The sequence below is a fragment of the Parazoarcus communis SWub3 = DSM 12120 genome (assembly GCF_003226565.1).
Lineage (GTDB): Bacteria > Pseudomonadota > Gammaproteobacteria > Burkholderiales > Rhodocyclaceae > Parazoarcus > Parazoarcus communis.
In genome coordinates this window covers 48903-64978 of sequence record NZ_QKOE01000007.1, presented here as the reverse complement: position 1 = coordinate 64978, position 16076 = coordinate 48903, and the positions used below count along the sequence as shown (strand labels likewise).

The 16076-nt window shown below is 60.4% G+C and carries 15 protein-coding genes and 2 tRNA genes; 8 read left to right on the top strand and 9 right to left on the bottom strand.

Translation table 11 applies throughout. The features are described 5' to 3' along the window. Positions 1-45: 45 nt before the first annotated feature. A tRNA-Arg gene (locus DNK49_RS11710) sits at positions 46-122 on the bottom strand. Between the two features lie 50 nt (positions 123-172). Then, positions 173-249: transfer RNA gene (locus tag DNK49_RS11705), tRNA-Arg, on the bottom strand. 291 nt (positions 250-540) lie between these two features. Here DNK49_RS11705 and DNK49_RS11700 point away from each other — a divergent pair. Then, positions 541-1074, top strand: coding sequence for a gamma carbonic anhydrase family protein (locus tag DNK49_RS11700; protein ID WP_110524730.1), 534 nt, complete (start codon positions 541-543; stop codon positions 1072-1074). Here the strand turns inward: DNK49_RS11700 and DNK49_RS11695 are convergent. Further along, positions 1035-2051: a DMT family transporter gene (locus DNK49_RS11695; protein ID WP_243632336.1), complete on the bottom strand. Its 1017-nt coding sequence runs from the start codon at positions 2049-2051 to the stop codon at positions 1035-1037. The genes DNK49_RS11700 and DNK49_RS11695 overlap by 40 nt on opposite strands. A 78-nt stretch (positions 2052-2129) precedes the next feature. On the opposite strand from DNK49_RS11695, the gene DNK49_RS11690 reads away from it, so the two are divergent. From DNK49_RS11690 to DNK49_RS11680, 3 genes are all read left to right on the top strand, one after another. Then, positions 2130-2837, top strand: coding sequence for an SIMPL domain-containing protein (locus DNK49_RS11690; RefSeq protein WP_243632335.1), 708 nt, complete (start codon positions 2130-2132; stop codon positions 2835-2837). A 179-nt stretch (positions 2838-3016) separates the two neighbouring features. Next, positions 3017-3607 (top strand): C40 family peptidase, encoded by a 591-nt coding sequence (locus DNK49_RS11685; RefSeq protein WP_110524728.1) that lies wholly within the window; start codon positions 3017-3019, stop codon positions 3605-3607. An 87-nt stretch (positions 3608-3694) separates the two neighbouring features. Continuing rightward, positions 3695-4129 carry a CBS domain-containing protein gene (locus tag DNK49_RS11680; protein ID WP_243632334.1) on the top strand — a complete coding sequence of 145 codons (435 nt, stop codon included), beginning with the start codon at positions 3695-3697 and terminating at the stop codon, positions 4127-4129. A 41-nt stretch (positions 4130-4170) separates the two neighbouring features. Here DNK49_RS11680 and ftsB read toward each other — a convergent pair whose 3' ends face one another. From ftsB to DNK49_RS11660, 4 genes are all read right to left on the bottom strand, one after another. Continuing rightward, positions 4171-4446, bottom strand: a complete 276-nt coding sequence (ftsB, locus tag DNK49_RS11675; protein ID WP_110524726.1) for a cell division protein FtsB — start codon at positions 4444-4446, stop codon at positions 4171-4173. A 112-nt stretch (positions 4447-4558) separates the two neighbouring features. Then, positions 4559-5842 carry a phosphopyruvate hydratase gene (gene eno, locus DNK49_RS11670; RefSeq protein WP_110524724.1) on the bottom strand — a complete coding sequence of 428 codons (1284 nt, stop codon included), beginning with the start codon at positions 5840-5842 and terminating at the stop codon, positions 4559-4561. A 131-nt stretch (positions 5843-5973) separates the two neighbouring features. Continuing rightward, positions 5974-6819 (bottom strand): 3-deoxy-8-phosphooctulonate synthase, encoded by an 846-nt coding sequence (gene kdsA, locus DNK49_RS11665; RefSeq protein ID WP_110524722.1) that lies wholly within the window; start codon positions 6817-6819, stop codon positions 5974-5976. Positions 6820-6830: 11 nt separating this feature from the next. Beyond that, on the bottom strand, positions 6831-8468 hold the full coding sequence (locus tag DNK49_RS11660; protein WP_110524720.1) for a CTP synthase: 1638 nt from the start codon (positions 8466-8468) through the stop codon (positions 6831-6833). A 163-nt stretch (positions 8469-8631) separates the two neighbouring features. Here DNK49_RS11660 and DNK49_RS11655 point away from each other — a divergent pair, with 163 nt between their 5' ends. Beyond that, positions 8632-9306 (top strand): DsbA family oxidoreductase, encoded by a 675-nt coding sequence (locus DNK49_RS11655; RefSeq protein ID WP_110524718.1) that lies wholly within the window; start codon positions 8632-8634, stop codon positions 9304-9306. Between the two features lie 7 nt (positions 9307-9313). On the opposite strand, the gene DNK49_RS11650 is transcribed toward DNK49_RS11655, so the two are convergent. Continuing rightward, on the bottom strand, positions 9314-9700 hold the full coding sequence (locus DNK49_RS11650; protein WP_110524981.1) for a DUF2237 family protein: 387 nt from the start codon (positions 9698-9700) through the stop codon (positions 9314-9316). A 301-nt stretch (positions 9701-10001) separates the two neighbouring features. Here DNK49_RS11650 and DNK49_RS11645 point away from each other — a divergent pair, with 301 nt between their 5' ends. After that, entirely contained in the window at positions 10002-12068 is a 2067-nt protein-coding gene (locus tag DNK49_RS11645; RefSeq protein ID WP_165843311.1) for a putative bifunctional diguanylate cyclase/phosphodiesterase, read from the top strand. Between the two features lie 17 nt (positions 12069-12085). Here the strand turns inward: DNK49_RS11645 and DNK49_RS11640 are convergent, their stop codons facing one another. Then, positions 12086-12451, bottom strand: coding sequence for an Hpt domain-containing protein (locus DNK49_RS11640; protein ID WP_110524714.1), 366 nt, complete (start codon positions 12449-12451; stop codon positions 12086-12088). A gap of 365 nt (positions 12452-12816) precedes the next feature. On the opposite strand from DNK49_RS11640, the gene DNK49_RS11635 reads away from it, so the two are divergent. Further along, complete coding sequence (locus DNK49_RS11635; protein WP_110524713.1) at positions 12817-13461, top strand: response regulator; 645 nt, start codon at positions 12817-12819, stop codon at positions 13459-13461. Positions 13462-13524: 63 nt separating this feature from the next. Next, a complete protein-coding gene (locus tag DNK49_RS11630) occupies positions 13525-16074 on the top strand; it encodes a sensor histidine kinase (RefSeq protein WP_110524711.1) in 2550 nt (849 codons plus the stop codon). Positions 16075-16076: the final 2 nt, after the last annotated feature.

Below are 16076 nucleotides of genomic sequence, written 5' to 3'. Positions count from 1 at the left end.
GTTAACGAAAAAAGCCTGGCATCAGCCAGGCTTTTTCCCGTATCGTGGCGCGCCCGGAAGGATTCGAACCTCCTACCCCTTGGTTCGTAGCCAAGTACTCTATCCAGATGAGCTACGGGCGCTTGGTGCTACTCACATCATTTACAGCAACCATCAGCCAAAACCAGAAAACTGGCGCGCCCGGAAGGATTCGAACCTCCTACCCCTTGGTTCGTAGCCAAGTACTCTATCCAGATGAGCTACGGGCGCTTGGTGCTGCAAAGAGCCGACATTCTAGACAATCCATGCAGACTGTCAAGCTTCTTTTACGTTGTCGATCCAATTTCCGGCCAATTGACAGGCACCTGAAAGTGCTCGTCCAACGCAGGGCGCGAACTATACCTAGGCCTCTAGCCAAGCGCAAGCCGTACGTCACACTTTTTTCACAATTCTTCCATGAGTGCGGTACATCGTGGATCATTCGCCCACGGCATCACGACCGCTTGCTATGATCGGATCGCCGTAGCGGCACACCACAACGACAAGACAACGAGAACTGCAATGAGCACTTATGCCTTGGGCGAACGCGAGCCCCAATTGGGAGAAGGCACCTGGATTGCCCACAACGCCACGGTGATCGGCTCGGTCAAGACCGGACGCGACGTCAACATCTGGTACAACGTCGTGATCCGGGGTGACAACGATCCGATCGTGATCGGTGACGGCACCAACATTCAGGACGGCTCGATCCTGCACAACGATGATGGCGTACCACTGACCATCGGTGCCAACGTCACCGTAGGCCACATGGTGATGTTGCACGGCTGCACCATCGGCGACGGCAGCCTGATCGGCATCAACGCCGTGGTCCTCAACAATGCGGTGATCGGCAAGCATTGCATCATTGGCGCCAATGCCCTGATCCCCGAGGGCAAGGTCATTCCCGACCGTTCCCTGGTTGTCGGGTCCCCCGGGCGCGTCATTCGCGAATTGACGGACGCCGACATTGCCAGCCTTCAGGCCAACGCTCGTCACTACGTCGACAACGCCCGCCTTTACGAAGCAGCGTTGCGTCCGCTCGACGCCTCATCCTGAGCCGTCACTGCATCACCCGGTGGCTGGCGCGGCGCGCTCCGTGCCAGCCACACCACAGTGCCCAATACCAGCATGCCGCCAAAGACCTGCAGCGGCAGCAAGGACTCCCCCAGAAATGCCGACGCCAGAACAACGGTGACCACCGGCTCGAGCGTAGACAAAGTTGCAGTATCTGCGGCACCAAGACGCTTGAGTCCGGCAAAGAGGCTGACCATCGCCACCACGGTTGAAACCAGGGCGATTGCCACCATCCACGACCATGCGCTCAAATCTGCCGGATAGGCAGGCCTGACGATCAGCGCGATCACGCCAAACACAAGCGCTGCAGAACACATCACCACGGTTGCGGCGGCCAGTGGGTCCTCCTTGTCCAGCACCTGAGCGCCGACAACGATGTACACCGAATAGATCAGCGCAGCTGCCACACCAAGCAAGACCCCCAGCGGCTGCCCCGTCAAGCCCTGCCCCAGAATCAGGGCGGTTCCACTCAAGGCCAGCAGCACGGCAACGAGGCGCTGCCGCGTCAGCTTACGACGCATGAACACCGTCTCGATCACGATGACGATGAAGGGATAGAGATACAGCAGCAAGGCCACCAGACCGGCTGAAGCATGGTTGAGCGCACTGAAGAAACTGAATGACTGGCCGACATACCCGACACCGCCCATCAGCGACAGGATGATCAAGGCGCGCCCACGCGGCCAGCGGATCTGGCGCCGGTTCATGATCACGATCATCACACCCGCAGCAAGCGCGAAACGGACGAACAGCACCGCGAGCGCCTCCGCTCCACCGGCATAGGCATAACGCGCAAAGATCGCCATCGCGCCAAAACACGTCGCGGACAACCCAACGTAGAACGCGCCAAGCACGCGCTGTGAAATCATCACATCCAGATCCGACTCATTGTTTACCTGAATGCTGCAACGGCGCACCATCGTCTTGCCGGCGGGCATCACCGCGGGCAAGCGCGTCACAGCCCATTACACCTTCATCCGCAATCACGCGCGGCAATGCGGTATATATCCCACACCTGCACTTCAACCGGAGCCACCATGCGTCTTCCCCGCCTCATGCAGACCAGCCTGCTCGCCATCAGTCTCAGCGCAATGGCCGCCCCCGCTGCGATGGCCCATGAGACCCACCCAACGTTTCCGACCGCCGAACTGTCCGCCGAAGCCAGCCGCCCCGCTCCCAACGATCTGGTCGTGGCCCGCCTGTACGTTGAGGCCTCGGGCAGCGACAACGCTGCCATCGCCAGACAGGTCAACCGCAGCATCGCAACCGCGCTGGAAACCGCACGAGGCTACACTTCCATCAAGACCCAGTCGGCCGGCACCTCCACATGGCCAGTCTATGGCAAGAGCGGCGGCAAAATCGAAGCCTGGCGCATGCGCTCGGAAATCCAGATCGAAAGCCGTGACAGCGCGGCCATTTCCGAACTGATCGGCACCCTGCAGAACACGCTTGCGGTATCACAGATCTCGATGCAACCCGCACCGGAGACCCGCCGCAAGGCGGCTGATGAGGCCACCGTCGACGCCATCCGCGTTTTCGAGCAGCGCGCTGCACTGATCTCCCAGGCCATGGGTAAGCGCTATCGCATTCACCGGATTGCCATCTCCGAATCCGGTCACCAGATGCCCATCTACGCCAAGATGCGCGCCGCCCCGATGATGGCAGAGGCTGCACCCGCTCCGCTCGAAGGCGGCGACAGCACCATTTCGGTCAATGTCAGCGGCAGCATTGAGTTGCTGGACTGATTCTGCCCCATAGCGAAGCGTGGTTGGCCGCGCTTCGCAATCAAGCTTGGCGCGGAGCACAACAGGCTGGGCTCACCAGCATCTTGCGTGCCTTCCAGTTCCACTGCCCCCGGCATCGTAGTAGACCTTGGCCGCATCATCGCCTATCTTTCGATCGTTGCCGCTCCGTCGCCATTACGATGACACCCATCCTGCCACCGTCCGCCGCTACGCCCTGCAACCCTGGCCGATCGATTCTGCCTCTCTCCTGGCCAGCCACCCTGTCGCTGACGGCCGCCCTGCTGCTTTCTGCGGCGTGCTCCACCTCACCACCACCCCGCCCTCCGGTCGCACAGCCCACGCCCCCGACGACAGTCAAAAGCGATTTCTTCACCCTGGCTCATGAAGCACAGTCGCAGGAGCTCGTCCTGTTCGCAATCGGCCTGCTCGACACCGGATATCAGTTTGGCGGACGCAACCCGGAGGCCGGGCTCGACTGCAGTGGCATGGTCAGCTACATCGTCGAGCAGATCAGTGGCAAACGCCTGCCGCACAATGCCGCGCAGATCGCCGAGCAGACCCGCCCGATCACACGCAAGGATCTGCAGCCTGGCGACCTGGTGTTCTTCAATACACTGAAACGCCGCCACTCGCACATGGGCATCTATATTGGCGACGGACGATTCATTCACGCCCCCTCCAGTCGTGGCTCGGTCCGCATCGAACGTCTCGACAATACCTACTTCGCACCCCGCATCGACGGTATGCGCACCCTGCTCGCCAGTCGCTGACGTGCACGTCATCAGGGTTTTCCACCTTGCGTGTCGCGAGTCTGAAACCTAAGGTAGCTAGGCTGACAGGCACCAAGGAGGAGGATCATGATGCCCACAAGAATGGTTGGTGAGGTCGTGGCAAATCAGACCATCGTCACTGCCGACAAGGAGATGACGGTGAGGGAAGCCAGCCAGCGCATGGCTGCAGGCAAGGTCGGCGCCATCATGGTGGTCGAAAATTCACAACTGATCGGCTTGTTTACCGAACGGGACGCCTTGGTTCGCGTTCTTGCGGCCGGTATCGACCCCTCGACGACACCGATTGGCGACGTCATGACAAGCACGTTGCAGACGATTCCGGCCGATCGGCCGCTGGGACATGCCATGCATATGATGCATGAGGGTGGATTTCGTCACGTACCGGTGGTCGCTGACGGACGCCCGATCGGCATGATCTCTGCACGGGATGCCCTGGGCCTTGAGATGGTGGCCTTTGAAACCGAGTTGGAACAAAAAACCTCTATCGCCGAGATACTGTAAGCGCCGATAGACATGCCCACACTGAACCGGCTGCAGCCGGTTCAGTTTTTTCGTGGAATCTGCACGAAAATTTCGTTTGGCTTGGTCAGCCCCAACTCGTAACGCGCACGCTCTTCAATCGCATCGTTACCGGATTTAAGATCGCGCACCTCGGCCTCAAGGCCGGCGTTGCGCTGCTCAAGCCGGGTGTTTTCATCGCGCTGTGCCTGCAACTGGCGATCAACCTCCCAGACGCGCAGCCAGCCCCCCTTGCCCAACCACAGCGGGTACTGCAGCACGACAACCAGCACAGCAAGGATGATGATGGGCCAACGCATGCAAAAAACCCGTCAGGAATGAAGGCATAAAGGATACAAGCAAAAGGCCGACGGAATCACCCGCCGGCCTTTCCGATGATCGCCCGATGCGGCAATGGCCGCATCAGTCCACTCAGCGCAGGTTGTAAAAAGCGCGCTTGCCCGGATAGGACGCGGTATTGCCGAGATCTTCCTCGATGCGCAGCAACTGGTTGTACTTGGAGATGCGATCCGAACGCGACAGCGAACCGGTCTTGATCTGCATCGCGCGCAGGCCAACAGCAATGTCCGCGATGGTGGAGTCGTCGGTCTCGCCCGAGCGGTGCGAAATCACGGCGGTGTAGCCAGCCAGCTTGGCCATCTCGACCGCAGCGAAGGTTTCAGTCAACGTACCGATCTGGTTGATCTTGATCAGGATGGAATTGGCCACGCCCTGCTCGATACCTTGCGCCAGAATACGGGTATTGGTCACAAAAAGATCGTCGCCTACCAACTGAACCTTCTTGCCCAGACGGTCGGTCAGATGCTTCCAGCCTGCCCAGTCCCCCTCTGCCATCCCATCCTCGATGGACACGATGGGAAACTTGTCGGCCAGGGTCGCCAGGTAATCGGTGAAACCCTCGGCGGTCAGGCTCAGGCCCTCGCCCTTCAACTCGTACTTGCCGTTCTTGTAGAACTCGGATGCCGCGCAGTCCAGCGCCAGCAGCACGTCGCGACCCGGCTCGTAGCCGGCAGCAGCGATCGCTTCCTGGATCAGATTCAGCGCTTCCTCGGTACCCGACACATTGGGGGCGAAGCCACCTTCGTCACCCACGGTGGTGGGGTAGCCTTTCTTGTCGGTGATCTTCTTCAGGTGATGGAAGATCTCTGCGCCGCAACGCAGGGCTTCGCGGAAGCTGGTCATGCTCACCGGCATGATCATGCATTCCTGGATGTCCAGGCTGTTGTTGGCATGCTCACCACCGTTGATGACGTTCATCATCGGCACCGGCATCACCATCGGGCTGGAACCACCGAAATAACGGTACAGGGGCAGACCGGCTTCTTCAGCCGCGGCCTTGGCCACTGCCATCGACACCGCCAGGGTGGCATTGGCGCCCAGACGTGACTTGTTTTCGGTGCCATCGAGCTCGATCAGGGTCTGGTCGATGAAGGATTGCTCTTCAGCGTCCAGGCCGATGATGGCCTCGGAGATTTCGGTGTTCACGTTCTCGACCGCACGCAGCACGCCTTTGCCCAGATAGCGGCCGGCGTCGCCGTCGCGCAGCTCGATCGCCTCACGCGAACCGGTCGACGCACCAGACGGCACCGCGGCACGCCCCATCACGCCAGACTCGAGCAGCACGTCGGCCTCGACGGTGGGATTGCCACGGGAATCGAGAATCTCGCGGGCGATCACATCAACGATTGCACTCATCTTCTTTCCTGTATCAGTTACGAATTTGAATCGATCAAGCCGGCGCACGGCTCATGCGGGCGGCATTAAACACTGCAAACCCCTGCCTTGTCGAGTGCGGCAAGCGACAGACAGCGGCAAGGGCACGCCTATCAACCCTGAAGCGACTGCTCGATCAAGGGCCCAGACTTCACCAATGCGTCGATCTGCTTGAGTGTTGCAAGCAAGGCCCTCATCTTCGGCAAAGGCCAGGCATTGGGACCATCGGACAAAGCCTTCGCCGGATCCGGATGAGTCTCCATGAACAAGCCGGCCACACCAACTGCCACCGCAGCACGCGCCAGCACTGGCACGAATTCACGCTGGCCGCCCGAGGCCGTGCCCTGCCCACCCGGCAACTGCACCGAGTGAGTGGCATCGAACACCACCGGACAAGCGGTCTCGCGCATGATCGCCAGTGATCGCATGTCGGAGATCAGGTTGTTGTAACCAAACGATGCCCCCCGCTCGCACACCATCAGTGTGTCTGCGCCGCCATTGGCCTCCCGCGCCTTGTCGATGACGTTCTTCATGTCACCCGGCGCCAGGAACTGTCCTTTCTTGATATTCACCGGCTTGCCCGACGCGGCAACCGCGTGGATGAAATCCGTCTGGCGGCACAGGAAGGCCGGGGTCTGCAGCACATCGACCACGGCAGCCACCACGGGCACCTCTTCTTCGGTATGCACGTCGGTCAGCACCGGCAGACCCAGCTGCGACTTGACCGCCTCAAGCATCTTCAGCCCGGCATCCATGCCATGCCCACGGAAGCTCTTGCCGGAACTGCGGTTGGCCTTGTCGTAGGACGCCTTGAAGATGTACGGGATCCCCAGCTCGGTGCAGATTTCCTTCATCTGCCCGGCGATGTCCAGGCACATCTGCTCGGACTCCGCCACGCACGGTCCGGCAATCAGGAAGAAAGGCTGATCCAGCCCAACGTCGAATCCACACAGTTTCATCCCGGACTCCTTCAAGCCTTGTTGGCCTTGCGTGCGATCGCCGCCTTGACATAGGCCGTAAACAACGGATGACCCTTGCGCGGATTGGAGGTGAACTCGGGGTGGAACTGACAGCCGACGAACCAGGGATGGACATCAGCCGGAAGTTCGACCATTTCGCACAGATCCGTAACCGGCGCCCGACCGGAAACGATCAGCCCCTTCTCTTCGAGTTGCGCCAGCAGGGTGTTATTGACTTCATAGCGATGGCGATGACGTTCCATGATCTCCGGCGCACCGTAGATCTGCCGCGCCAGCGTGCCCTCGCCCAGCTGGCAGACCTGTCCGCCAAGGCGCATGGTGCCCCCCAGATCGGAATCCTCACTGCGCTTTTCCAGTTTACCGCTGCGGTCCTTCCACTCGGTGATCAGGCCAATCACCGGGTAGGCGGAATCGCGCTCGAACTCGGTCGAGTGGGCACCGTCCATGCCAGCCACATCGCGAGCGAACTCCACCACTGCCAACTGCATGCCCAGACAGATGCCGAGATACGGCACCTTGTTCTCACGCGCATAGCGGATTGCGGCAATCTTGCCTTCGGTACCACGCTTGCCGAAACCACCCGGCACCAGGATGGCGTCCATGCTGTCGAGCACGCCACAACCTTCGGCTTCGATGTCTTCCGAGTCGATGTAATGAATGTTGACCTTGGACTCGGTATGCATCCCGGCGTGGTTGAGCGCCTCGATCAGCGACTTGTACGATTCGGTCAGGTCGACATACTTGCCGACAAACGCCACATCCACCGCCTGCCTGGGGTTCTCCAGCGCACGGATGAGGTTTTCCCACACGGTCAGATCGGCCGCGCGAGCCAGGATACCCAGCTTGTGGCAGACGATCTCGTCCAGCATCTGATCGTGCAGCATGCCGGGGATCTTGTAGATCGAGTCTGCATCCAGGCACTCGATGACCGCTTCCGGCATCACGTTGCAGAACAACGCGATCTTGCGGCGCTCGTCAGCCGGAATGCTGCGATCGGCACGGCACAACAGGATATCGGGCTGAATGCCGATTTCGCGCAACTCCTTGACCGAATGCTGGGTCGGCTTGGTCTTGAGCTCGCCAGCGGTCGGAATGTAGGGTAGCAGCGTCAGGTGGATGAAACAGGTCGCCTGGCGACCTTCCTCGATCCCCATCTGGCGGATCGCCTCGAGGAAGGGCAGCGACTCGATGTCACCCACGGTACCACCCACCTCGATGATGGCCACGTCGGCGCCCTCGGCCCCGCGCTTGAGGTAGGTCTTGATTTCGTCAGTGATGTGCGGGATGACCTGCACGGTCTTTCCAAGGTACTCGCCACGGCGCTCCTTCTTGATCACCGACTCGTAGATCTGGCCGGTGGTGAAGTTGTTGCGCTTGCTCATCTTGGCGCTGGTAAAGCGCTCGTAATGACCAAGATCGAGGTCGGTTTCCGCACCGTCTTCGGTCACGAAGACCTCGCCGTGCTGGAACGGGCTCATGGTGCCCGGGTCGACGTTGATGTAGGGATCGAGCTTGAGGTGGGTAACCTTGATGCCGCGGGATTCGAGAATTGCCCCGAGCGAGGCAGCCGCGATGCCCTTGCCCAAAGAGGACACGACACCGCCGGTAACGAAGACGTATTTAGTCATGAGAAATGTGCTGCGGGAAAGCGCGATGATAACCGATCCACCCCCGGCGAGTCAGCACCCGACATAGTGAAATCATGCAACACGCTCTCCACGGGATGACAATCCACCGCAGCCAGCCAGACGTGTGCTAGCGTGTTGCGCTCGTCAATACTCACATCGTTACATGCTGATCAACATCGATCTGGTCTCCGACTTCGTCTGCCCCTGGTGTTACATCGGCAAGATCCGCCTCGAGCGCGCCCTCGACAGCCTGAGCAACAGCCATCCGCAACTCGAAGCACGCATCAACTGGCTACCCTATTTTCTGAATCCCGCCACCCCAGCCGGCGGCGAACCCTACCGTGCCTTTCTTGAGGCCAAATTTGGCGGCGCTCGCGCAGTCGACGCCTTGCATGCACAGCTAACCGAAACCGGCGCGGCCGACGGCGTGAAGTTTGATTTCGAGCGAATGACAACGCGCCCCAACACACTGCGCGCCCATCGCCTGTGTTATCGCCTGCAAGCACAGGGCGCACGCCCCGAACGCATCCGCAAACTGGCCGACGCCCTGTTCGAAGCGCATTTCGTGCTGGGCAAGAACATCGGCGACAGTGAAGTCCTTGCCGACATTGCCGCAGCCTGTGGCGAGAACCGCGAGCAAGCCCTGATCTACCTGCAAGGTGACGGCGACACCACCGCCGTCAAACGTATGGCCTCGCAACTGCAGAAGCAAGGCATCGACAGCGTGCCCTTTTTCATCATCGACCGCAAACTGGCCGTCTCCGGCGCACAGTCAGCCACCGCGCTCGGCGCCGCCATCCTGCAGGCTGTATCGGGCCAAGCTGGCACACAGAACTAAAACGCCATCAACCCCGCGAACCAGAGTTGGCCCGGTAGGCGTGCGCCTGCAGTACATCGAGCCCGACCAACTCCAGCACCGCCTCGTTGGTGGCCTCAAGCACCACCGGCGGGGCGACACCCGCATCCAGCGCCTCGAGCCAACGCAGCGCGCACAGACACCAGCGGTCGCCTGGCTGCAAACCGGCAAAGCGGTACTCCGGCCTTGGTGTGGACAGGTCATTTCCAACCTTCCGCGAGAACGCCAGGAACTCGGCCGTCACCCGGGTGCATACCAGATGCAGCCCCCGATCGTCGGGCCCGGTTTCGCAACACCCGGTGCGAAAGAAACCGGTCAGGGGTGCATAGCTGCAGGCCAGCAGGGGGCTACCAAGAACATTGCGGGAGGCGGACATGGCTGCGATTCCGAAGTCGATTCCATCAAGCTGCAAATGTCTATCAAAGCATCAGTCAGAGCAAGCACTTTACCGACAAAAATACCCCTGCCGCCACCCAAGAGATTGCTTGTGGCGCCCTGATGCAAGTGCCTAAGCAAACACCCCCAAGCCCGCGTCAGCATGAGATAATTCAGCAAAAATCGAAATATCTGCAGGCGGTCTCGACTGTGGCCTCCAGCCGTATGACCCTGCTCATTCGATGTGCGATTGCCCGCGCGATTGTGCACGTTTGCTTTTGATCGACGTTCCGGAGTTACGCTTGCCCGATACCACCCCTGTCCAACTGCTGATCGTCGATGATGATGTACCGACCCGCATGCTGTTGCGCGGCGTGCTCAGTCGCCAGGGATACCAGATCCTCGAAGCCGCCAACGGTGCCGAAGGGGTGGATATTTTTACCCGCCTGCGTCCAGCCCTGGTCCTGCTGGATGTGATGATGCCGGTCATGGACGGGCTAGAAGCCTGCCGCCGGATCCGCGATATCGACGGCGATCAGGGCACACCGCTGCTGATGCTGACCGGTGCAGAAGACATGGAGGCCATCGAAACCGCCTTCAACGCAGGCGCGACCGATTTCATCACCAAGCCGATCAACTGGCCATTGCTCACCCAGCGCGTCCGCTATGCGCTACGTTCGGGCGCCCTTGCCCGAGAGGTTCGCCAGAACCGCCTGCGCGAAGCGTCAGCCACCCGTATTGCCCGCCTCGGCTTCTGGGAATGGGACCCTGAGGACAATCACGTACAGTGGTCAGGTCATGCAGACGAGTTGCTCGGTACGCCAACCGATAACATCCGTAACCTCGAGCAGCTTCTGAATACCATCACGCCTGACGACCGCGAACGCTGCCTGCAGGCATTCAATGCCGTCTGCAACGGCGGGCGACTGGACATCGAGTTCCGTCTGGGCAGCCGCAAATCCGAGCAAATCATCCGACTGATCGCCGAGCGCGGCATCGAGGGAGACGACGCCCAGCGCTTTTTCGGCGCATTCCAGAACATCACCGACAGCCGACGCGCCGAAGCCCTCGTCAACTACCTCGCCCTGCATGATGAACTGACCGGGCTGGGTAATCGGCGGCTATTCAGCAGCAAGGTCACTCAGGCGGTTGACGCCATCCGCAGCGGCACGGATGAGGTCCTGCTGCTTGCCTGGATCGACCTGACCCGCTTCCATCGACATAACGACGCCTTGGGCGAAGCAGCGGGCAACAGCCTGCTGGTTCAAGTCGCTCAGCGACTGAAAGCAGCCGAGTCCTCAGGCGGCGAGGTCGCACGTGTCGGCGGAGACGAATTTGCCATCTTGCTGAAAGGACACAGCGAAGACGAGCTGCAGCATCGGCTCGAGCACCTGCTGGAAACGCTGGAATACCCGGTCAAGGTCAATCAACAGGAGGCCTTCCTGAGCGCCACTGCTGGTCTGGCGATGTTCCCCGCACATGGCAGCAATGCGGACGAACTCATCAATCTTGCGCAGGAAGCACAGCGCAGCGCGCGGCAACAAGGCAAGCAACTGGTTGCGGCCAACCTGCAAGCCGGGCGCAGCGCAGCCATCGCACTCGACATCGAACGCGACCTGCGTCACGCCCTTGAGCGCGACCAATTCCATCTGGTGTATCAACCCCAGATGGATCTGCGCAGCGGACGCATTGTCGGCGCAGAAGCCCTGCTGCGCTGGCAGCACCCGGAACGTGGCCTGGTGTCTCCTGTCGATTTCATTCCCGTACTCGAGGAAGTCGGGCTGATCTCGGCGGTCGGCTTCTGGGTCATCACCGAAGCTTGCCGGCAAGCTCAGGAATGGGAAGCCAAAGGGCTGAACCTGCGCGTGGGGATCAACCTGTCTGCCCGGCAGTTTCTCGACCCGATGCTGTTCGACTCGATTGTCGGTGCCTGTCGCGGCACCGGCGCATCTCCCCGACTGGTCGAACTCGAGATCACCGAAAGCCTGGCAATGCAGGACCCGGAGCACGCCATCAACCTGCTGAAGCGCCTGCGCGAAAATGGCTTCAAGATCGCCATCGACGACTTCGGCATCGGCTACTCGTCGCTCGAATACCTGCTGCGCTTTCCGCTTGACACGATCAAGATCGATCGCGCCTTTGTGAACAACATCACCAATTCACAGGCCGACCGCGCCATCGTGCGTGCAATTACTGCCATTGCCCAGACCCTCGGTCTGTCCACCATTGCAGAGGGCATCGAGACCTTGCGTCAATGCGATTTCATCGAGGCCCTGGGTGTCAATGAGATCCAGGGCTACCTGATTGGCAAACCCATGGCGCCCTCAGACCTGGAAGTGCTTGCCTCAAGCTTCAGCCGCCCAGACTGAAGCCGCAGGAAAAGGCACTACCGCCGCTCATCCAGGAAACGCTGCAGCGCTGCTTCGGTCAGGTGCGCCAGCGAGTCAACCGCTTCCATCAGGCCTCCAGTGGCCGCTCTGTCGCCACCCGCAGCAGCCATTTCCAGCCGCGCCGCTGCAGCCGACAGTGCCACTGCCCCCAGATTGCCCGCCCCACCCTTGATCGAATGAGCCAGCTTCTTCACCTGAAGCAGCTCCCCCCCTGCAACGGCCCCATGCAAGGCATGACACTGCTCGGGCAACTGATCGAGCAACTGCTGCACGATACCGCGCAGATCCTCTCCCAGTATTCCGTAAAGCTCTGCAAGTAATCGCTCGTCGAGCACAGGCTCGATCATCCCGGACGGTTGCATACACGCCTTTCCGATTAATCCAAGTTTTCAGTACAACGCCCATTTCAACATGCGTCAAGTCCAGCAGGAAAGTTTAGCCACTCAAGACTCAACCAGTATTCATCAGCGCAATATGAACTTACTCGATCACCGGCTTCAACGGCAGTTCTGCATGACGCTCCACAACCTACTCCAGCCCAACAGCATCCTGCTGACATCTGCCACGACACGCTGATCATGAAACAGTGGCCTTTTCAATACAGCCACGGCCTGCCGGGCCGGATTATGCGCAAATACATCACGATTCTGATTTAAAATTTCGACAACATCCCTTTTTGTCCGATACGGCTGTTCCCGACCTTTACTTCACCCTTTAGACCCAGACCATGCCAACAGCCGGAACACCGCGAGAATTCATCAGCACGGCTCAGGCCGCCAAACAGCTTGGGCTGTCATTGGGCGCGGTCCAGCAGATGGTCGAAAGCGGCAAGCTGGTTGCCTGGAAGACCGCCGGCGGGCACCGCCGGATCCGCCAGGATTCCGTCGATGCCTTGCTCGCACAAGCCCAGCCCAGCCGGACACGTGGTCCGCGTAATGCAGGTGAAGAGACTGACCGCTTCCGTGTCATGGTGGTCGAGGATGACGAGTTGCTGCGCCACGTCTACCGGGAAGCACTTGAGCGCTGGGCGTTGCCGCTTGATGTCAGGATCTTCGAGCACGGCCTCGACGCGCTGATGGCGGTTGGCAGGCAGCCACCCGACCTTCTGATCACCGACCTGCGCATGAACGGGGTGAACGGGTTCGAAATGATTCGCCGCCTGCGCGATAATCCGGCGACCCTGGATATTGCCATCGTCGTCGTGTCCTCGTTGTCAGCCGAAGAAATCGAAGCCGAGGGTGGATTGCCGCCGGACGTGGTGGCCTATGGCAAGCCCGTCCCCTTTCGCGAACTTCACGGCTATGTCCAGGCGCTGATCTCACTGGTCAGACGGCAGCGTGTCATGGCCTCGGACATCCGCGCGGACAACTGATCATCACCGCTTTCCCTGCCGCTGCCAGATCGCACAAATAACAATACTCATCGGGGACAACACATGCGTTCATGGCTGGAAAACCTGAGCATCCGCGCCAAGCTGATCGCCATTTTTGTTGCCATCAAGGTTGTGCCGCTATTGTTGCTGGCCTGGTTTGCATGGAGCGCTGCACAGAAGCTGGGCGAATCGGTGACCGATGGCGTCATCAGCATGGTCAGCAACATGCGCGACACGCAGCAGAGCACCGCCGACACCGCCATCAGCGATGCAATCGCAGCCCTGGACGATCGCTCCCGCGAAGCGATCGAAACCCTGACCACACAAACAGCCCGCGCCGTCGCCCAGTTTCTATATGAGCGTGACAAGGACATCCTGCACGCAGCCAGGATGCCGATTGACGCCTCCACCTACCGGTGGTTTGTTGATGGGCATCTGCGCGACCTTGAAGACCACGTGCCCTACCGGCCCAGCGCGGACGGCAGCAAGTGGGAACCCGCCGAACTCGTAAAGATCGACCGATCACCGGTTCGCGCCCCGCTGTCGGACAATTCGCGCGCCTTCAACTACCGCGAACCCGACCCGGTCGAGCGCAAATATACGGCACCGCTGTTCATGGAGATCACCTTCGTCGGCCTGGACGGCATCGAGAAGATCAAGATCGTGACCGATCCAGCCAAGGACCTGCTCGACAGCGACTTGCGCGATATCAAGCGGCGCGAGAACACCTTCCTGCGCGCCGAAACCTACTGGTCCGATTTACAGGCACTCGCGCCAGGAGAGATCTATGTCTCCGAGGTCATCGGCAAGCAAGTACCCGCCGCCTGGATCGGCCCCTACACCCCGGCAGAAGCCACCAAGCGAAACAAGCCTTTCGAGCCGGAAAAATCCGGCTACGCCGGGCTTGAGAACCCAGTGGGCGAGCGCTTTCGCGGCCTGATCCGATGGGCCACACCCGTGGAGCGCGACGGCAAGGTGATCGGCTACGTCACACTGGCGCTGGACCACGCCCACCTGATGGCCTTCACCGACCCGGTCAGCCCGACTGACAAACGGCACACGGCGATTGCAGACCCGGCCTCCGGCAACTACGCCTTCATGTGGGATTACCTGGGCCGCAGCATCTCCCACGCGCGCGACTACTTCATTGTCGGCTTCGACCCCGCCACCGGCGAACGCGCAACGCCATGGCTGGATCAGGAGCTTTACGAAGCCTGGCAAGCCAGCGGCCGGTCCTGGCCGGCCTTCGCCGAAACGGTCGAGCCGTTCAAGGATCAGCGCATCACCCGCAAGCCGCACCCGGCCTCGTCCACATCGGGCTCGGTCGGTCTGGATTGTCGCTACCTGAACTTCTCGCCCCAATGCATCGGCTGGTACGACCTGACCGAACACGGCGGATCGGGTTCATTCAACATCTTCTTCAGTGGCTTGTGGAAGCTGACGACTGCTGCTGCCATTCCCTACTACACCGGCCGCTATGGCCATTCGCGCCGGGGTTTCGGTTTTGTCACCATCGGCGCCAATGTGGATGATTTCCACCAGGCCGCGACCGAATCGGGCAAGCGCATCAGTGCGATGACAGCCCGCGCCGATCTTGACATGCAGAGCCAGCGCGAATCACTGGTAACAGATATTGGCAAGAGTCTTGCCAACACGGCGGCTGCACTGACGGTATCCACCATTGTCATGATCATCGCAGTCATCTTCATCGCGGTATGGATGGCCAACCTGCTGTCAAGCCGCATCACATCGGTGGTTGCGGGCATCGGGCGCTTCCAGCGGGGTGACCTCGACGCGCGACTCGAGGTGCGCGGCAAGGACGAAATGGCCGAGATGGGACACTCGTTCAATCGCATGGCGGACTCGGTACAAGCCTCGATCGTTCGACTCGAGGAGGCCAGACTGACCGCAGAACAGGCCAACCGGATGAAGTCCGAGTTCCTTGCCAGCATGTCGCATGAACTGCGCACACCGCTCAACGGCATCATCGGCTACGCCGAGTTGCTGCACATGGATCTGCACAATGAAGAACAACGTGGCTACGCCGAAACCATCCGGGACAGCGGTCACCATCTGCTAGCTGTCCTCAACGACGTGCTCGATCTCGCCAAGATCGAGGCCGGCCGCATGGAGCTGCGCCTGGAATCGGTCAACGTATCGGAGCTGATGCGCTCCGCAGTCAACCTCTACTCTGTCACCGCTGCCGCGTCCAATCTCGACTTGCACACCGACATTCCGGACGAGTACTGGGGTCGGGGCGATCCGGTCAGACTACGTCAGGTTGTCAACAACCTGTTGTCCAATGCGATCAAATTTACCGAGCAAGGTGATGTACGTGTGCGGCTGCAACAGCGCGATCAATCGTTGGTGCTAACGGTCAGCGACACGGGCGTTGGCATTCCGGACAAGGATCTCGAGCACATCTTCGAACCCTTCTGCCAATCGGAAAACTTCCTTACCCGCCGCCATATGGGTACCGGACTGGGTCTGTCACTGGCGCGCCGGATGGTCGACTTGATGGGCGGCCGGATTGAGGTAAGCTCACGGGTAGGCGTCGGCTCAAGCTTCTCGATCACGATACCGGCAGCCTCTCCTCCGACTCAATCCAGCTGAGA

What these genes read in the sequence shown, in the direction of transcription:
- DNK49_RS11640 (WP_110524714.1), bottom strand. Translation starts at nt 12,451, where the DNA reads ATGCAACCGTCCGGGATGATCGAGCCTGTGCTCGACGAGCGATTACTT.
- DNK49_RS11685 (WP_110524728.1), top strand. Translation starts at nt 3,017, where the DNA reads ATGACACCCATCCTGCCACCGTCCGCCGCTACGCCCTGCAACCCTGGC.
- DNK49_RS11690 (WP_243632335.1), top strand. Translation starts at nt 2,130, where the DNA reads ATGCGTCTTCCCCGCCTCATGCAGACCAGCCTGCTCGCCATCAGTCTC.
- DNK49_RS11680 (WP_243632334.1), top strand. Translation starts at nt 3,695, where the DNA reads ATGATGCCCACAAGAATGGTTGGTGAGGTCGTGGCAAATCAGACCATC.
- eno (WP_110524724.1), bottom strand. Translation starts at nt 5,842, where the DNA reads ATGAGTGCAATCGTTGATGTGATCGCCCGCGAGATTCTCGATTCCCGT.
- DNK49_RS11635 (WP_110524713.1), top strand. Translation starts at nt 12,817, where the DNA reads ATGCCAACAGCCGGAACACCGCGAGAATTCATCAGCACGGCTCAGGCC.
- kdsA (WP_110524722.1), bottom strand. Translation starts at nt 6,819, where the DNA reads ATGAAACTGTGTGGATTCGACGTTGGGCTGGATCAGCCTTTCTTCCTG.
- ftsB (WP_110524726.1), bottom strand. Translation starts at nt 4,446, where the DNA reads ATGCGTTGGCCCATCATCATCCTTGCTGTGCTGGTTGTCGTGCTGCAG.
- DNK49_RS11650 (WP_110524981.1), bottom strand. Translation starts at nt 9,700, where the DNA reads ATGTCCGCCTCCCGCAATGTTCTTGGTAGCCCCCTGCTGGCCTGCAGC.
- DNK49_RS11660 (WP_110524720.1), bottom strand. Translation starts at nt 8,468, where the DNA reads ATGACTAAATACGTCTTCGTTACCGGCGGTGTCGTGTCCTCTTTGGGC.
- DNK49_RS11655 (WP_110524718.1), top strand. Translation starts at nt 8,632, where the DNA reads ATGCTGATCAACATCGATCTGGTCTCCGACTTCGTCTGCCCCTGGTGT.
- DNK49_RS11700 (WP_110524730.1), top strand. Translation starts at nt 541, where the DNA reads ATGAGCACTTATGCCTTGGGCGAACGCGAGCCCCAATTGGGAGAAGGC.
- DNK49_RS11630 (WP_110524711.1), top strand. Translation starts at nt 13,525, where the DNA reads ATGCGTTCATGGCTGGAAAACCTGAGCATCCGCGCCAAGCTGATCGCC.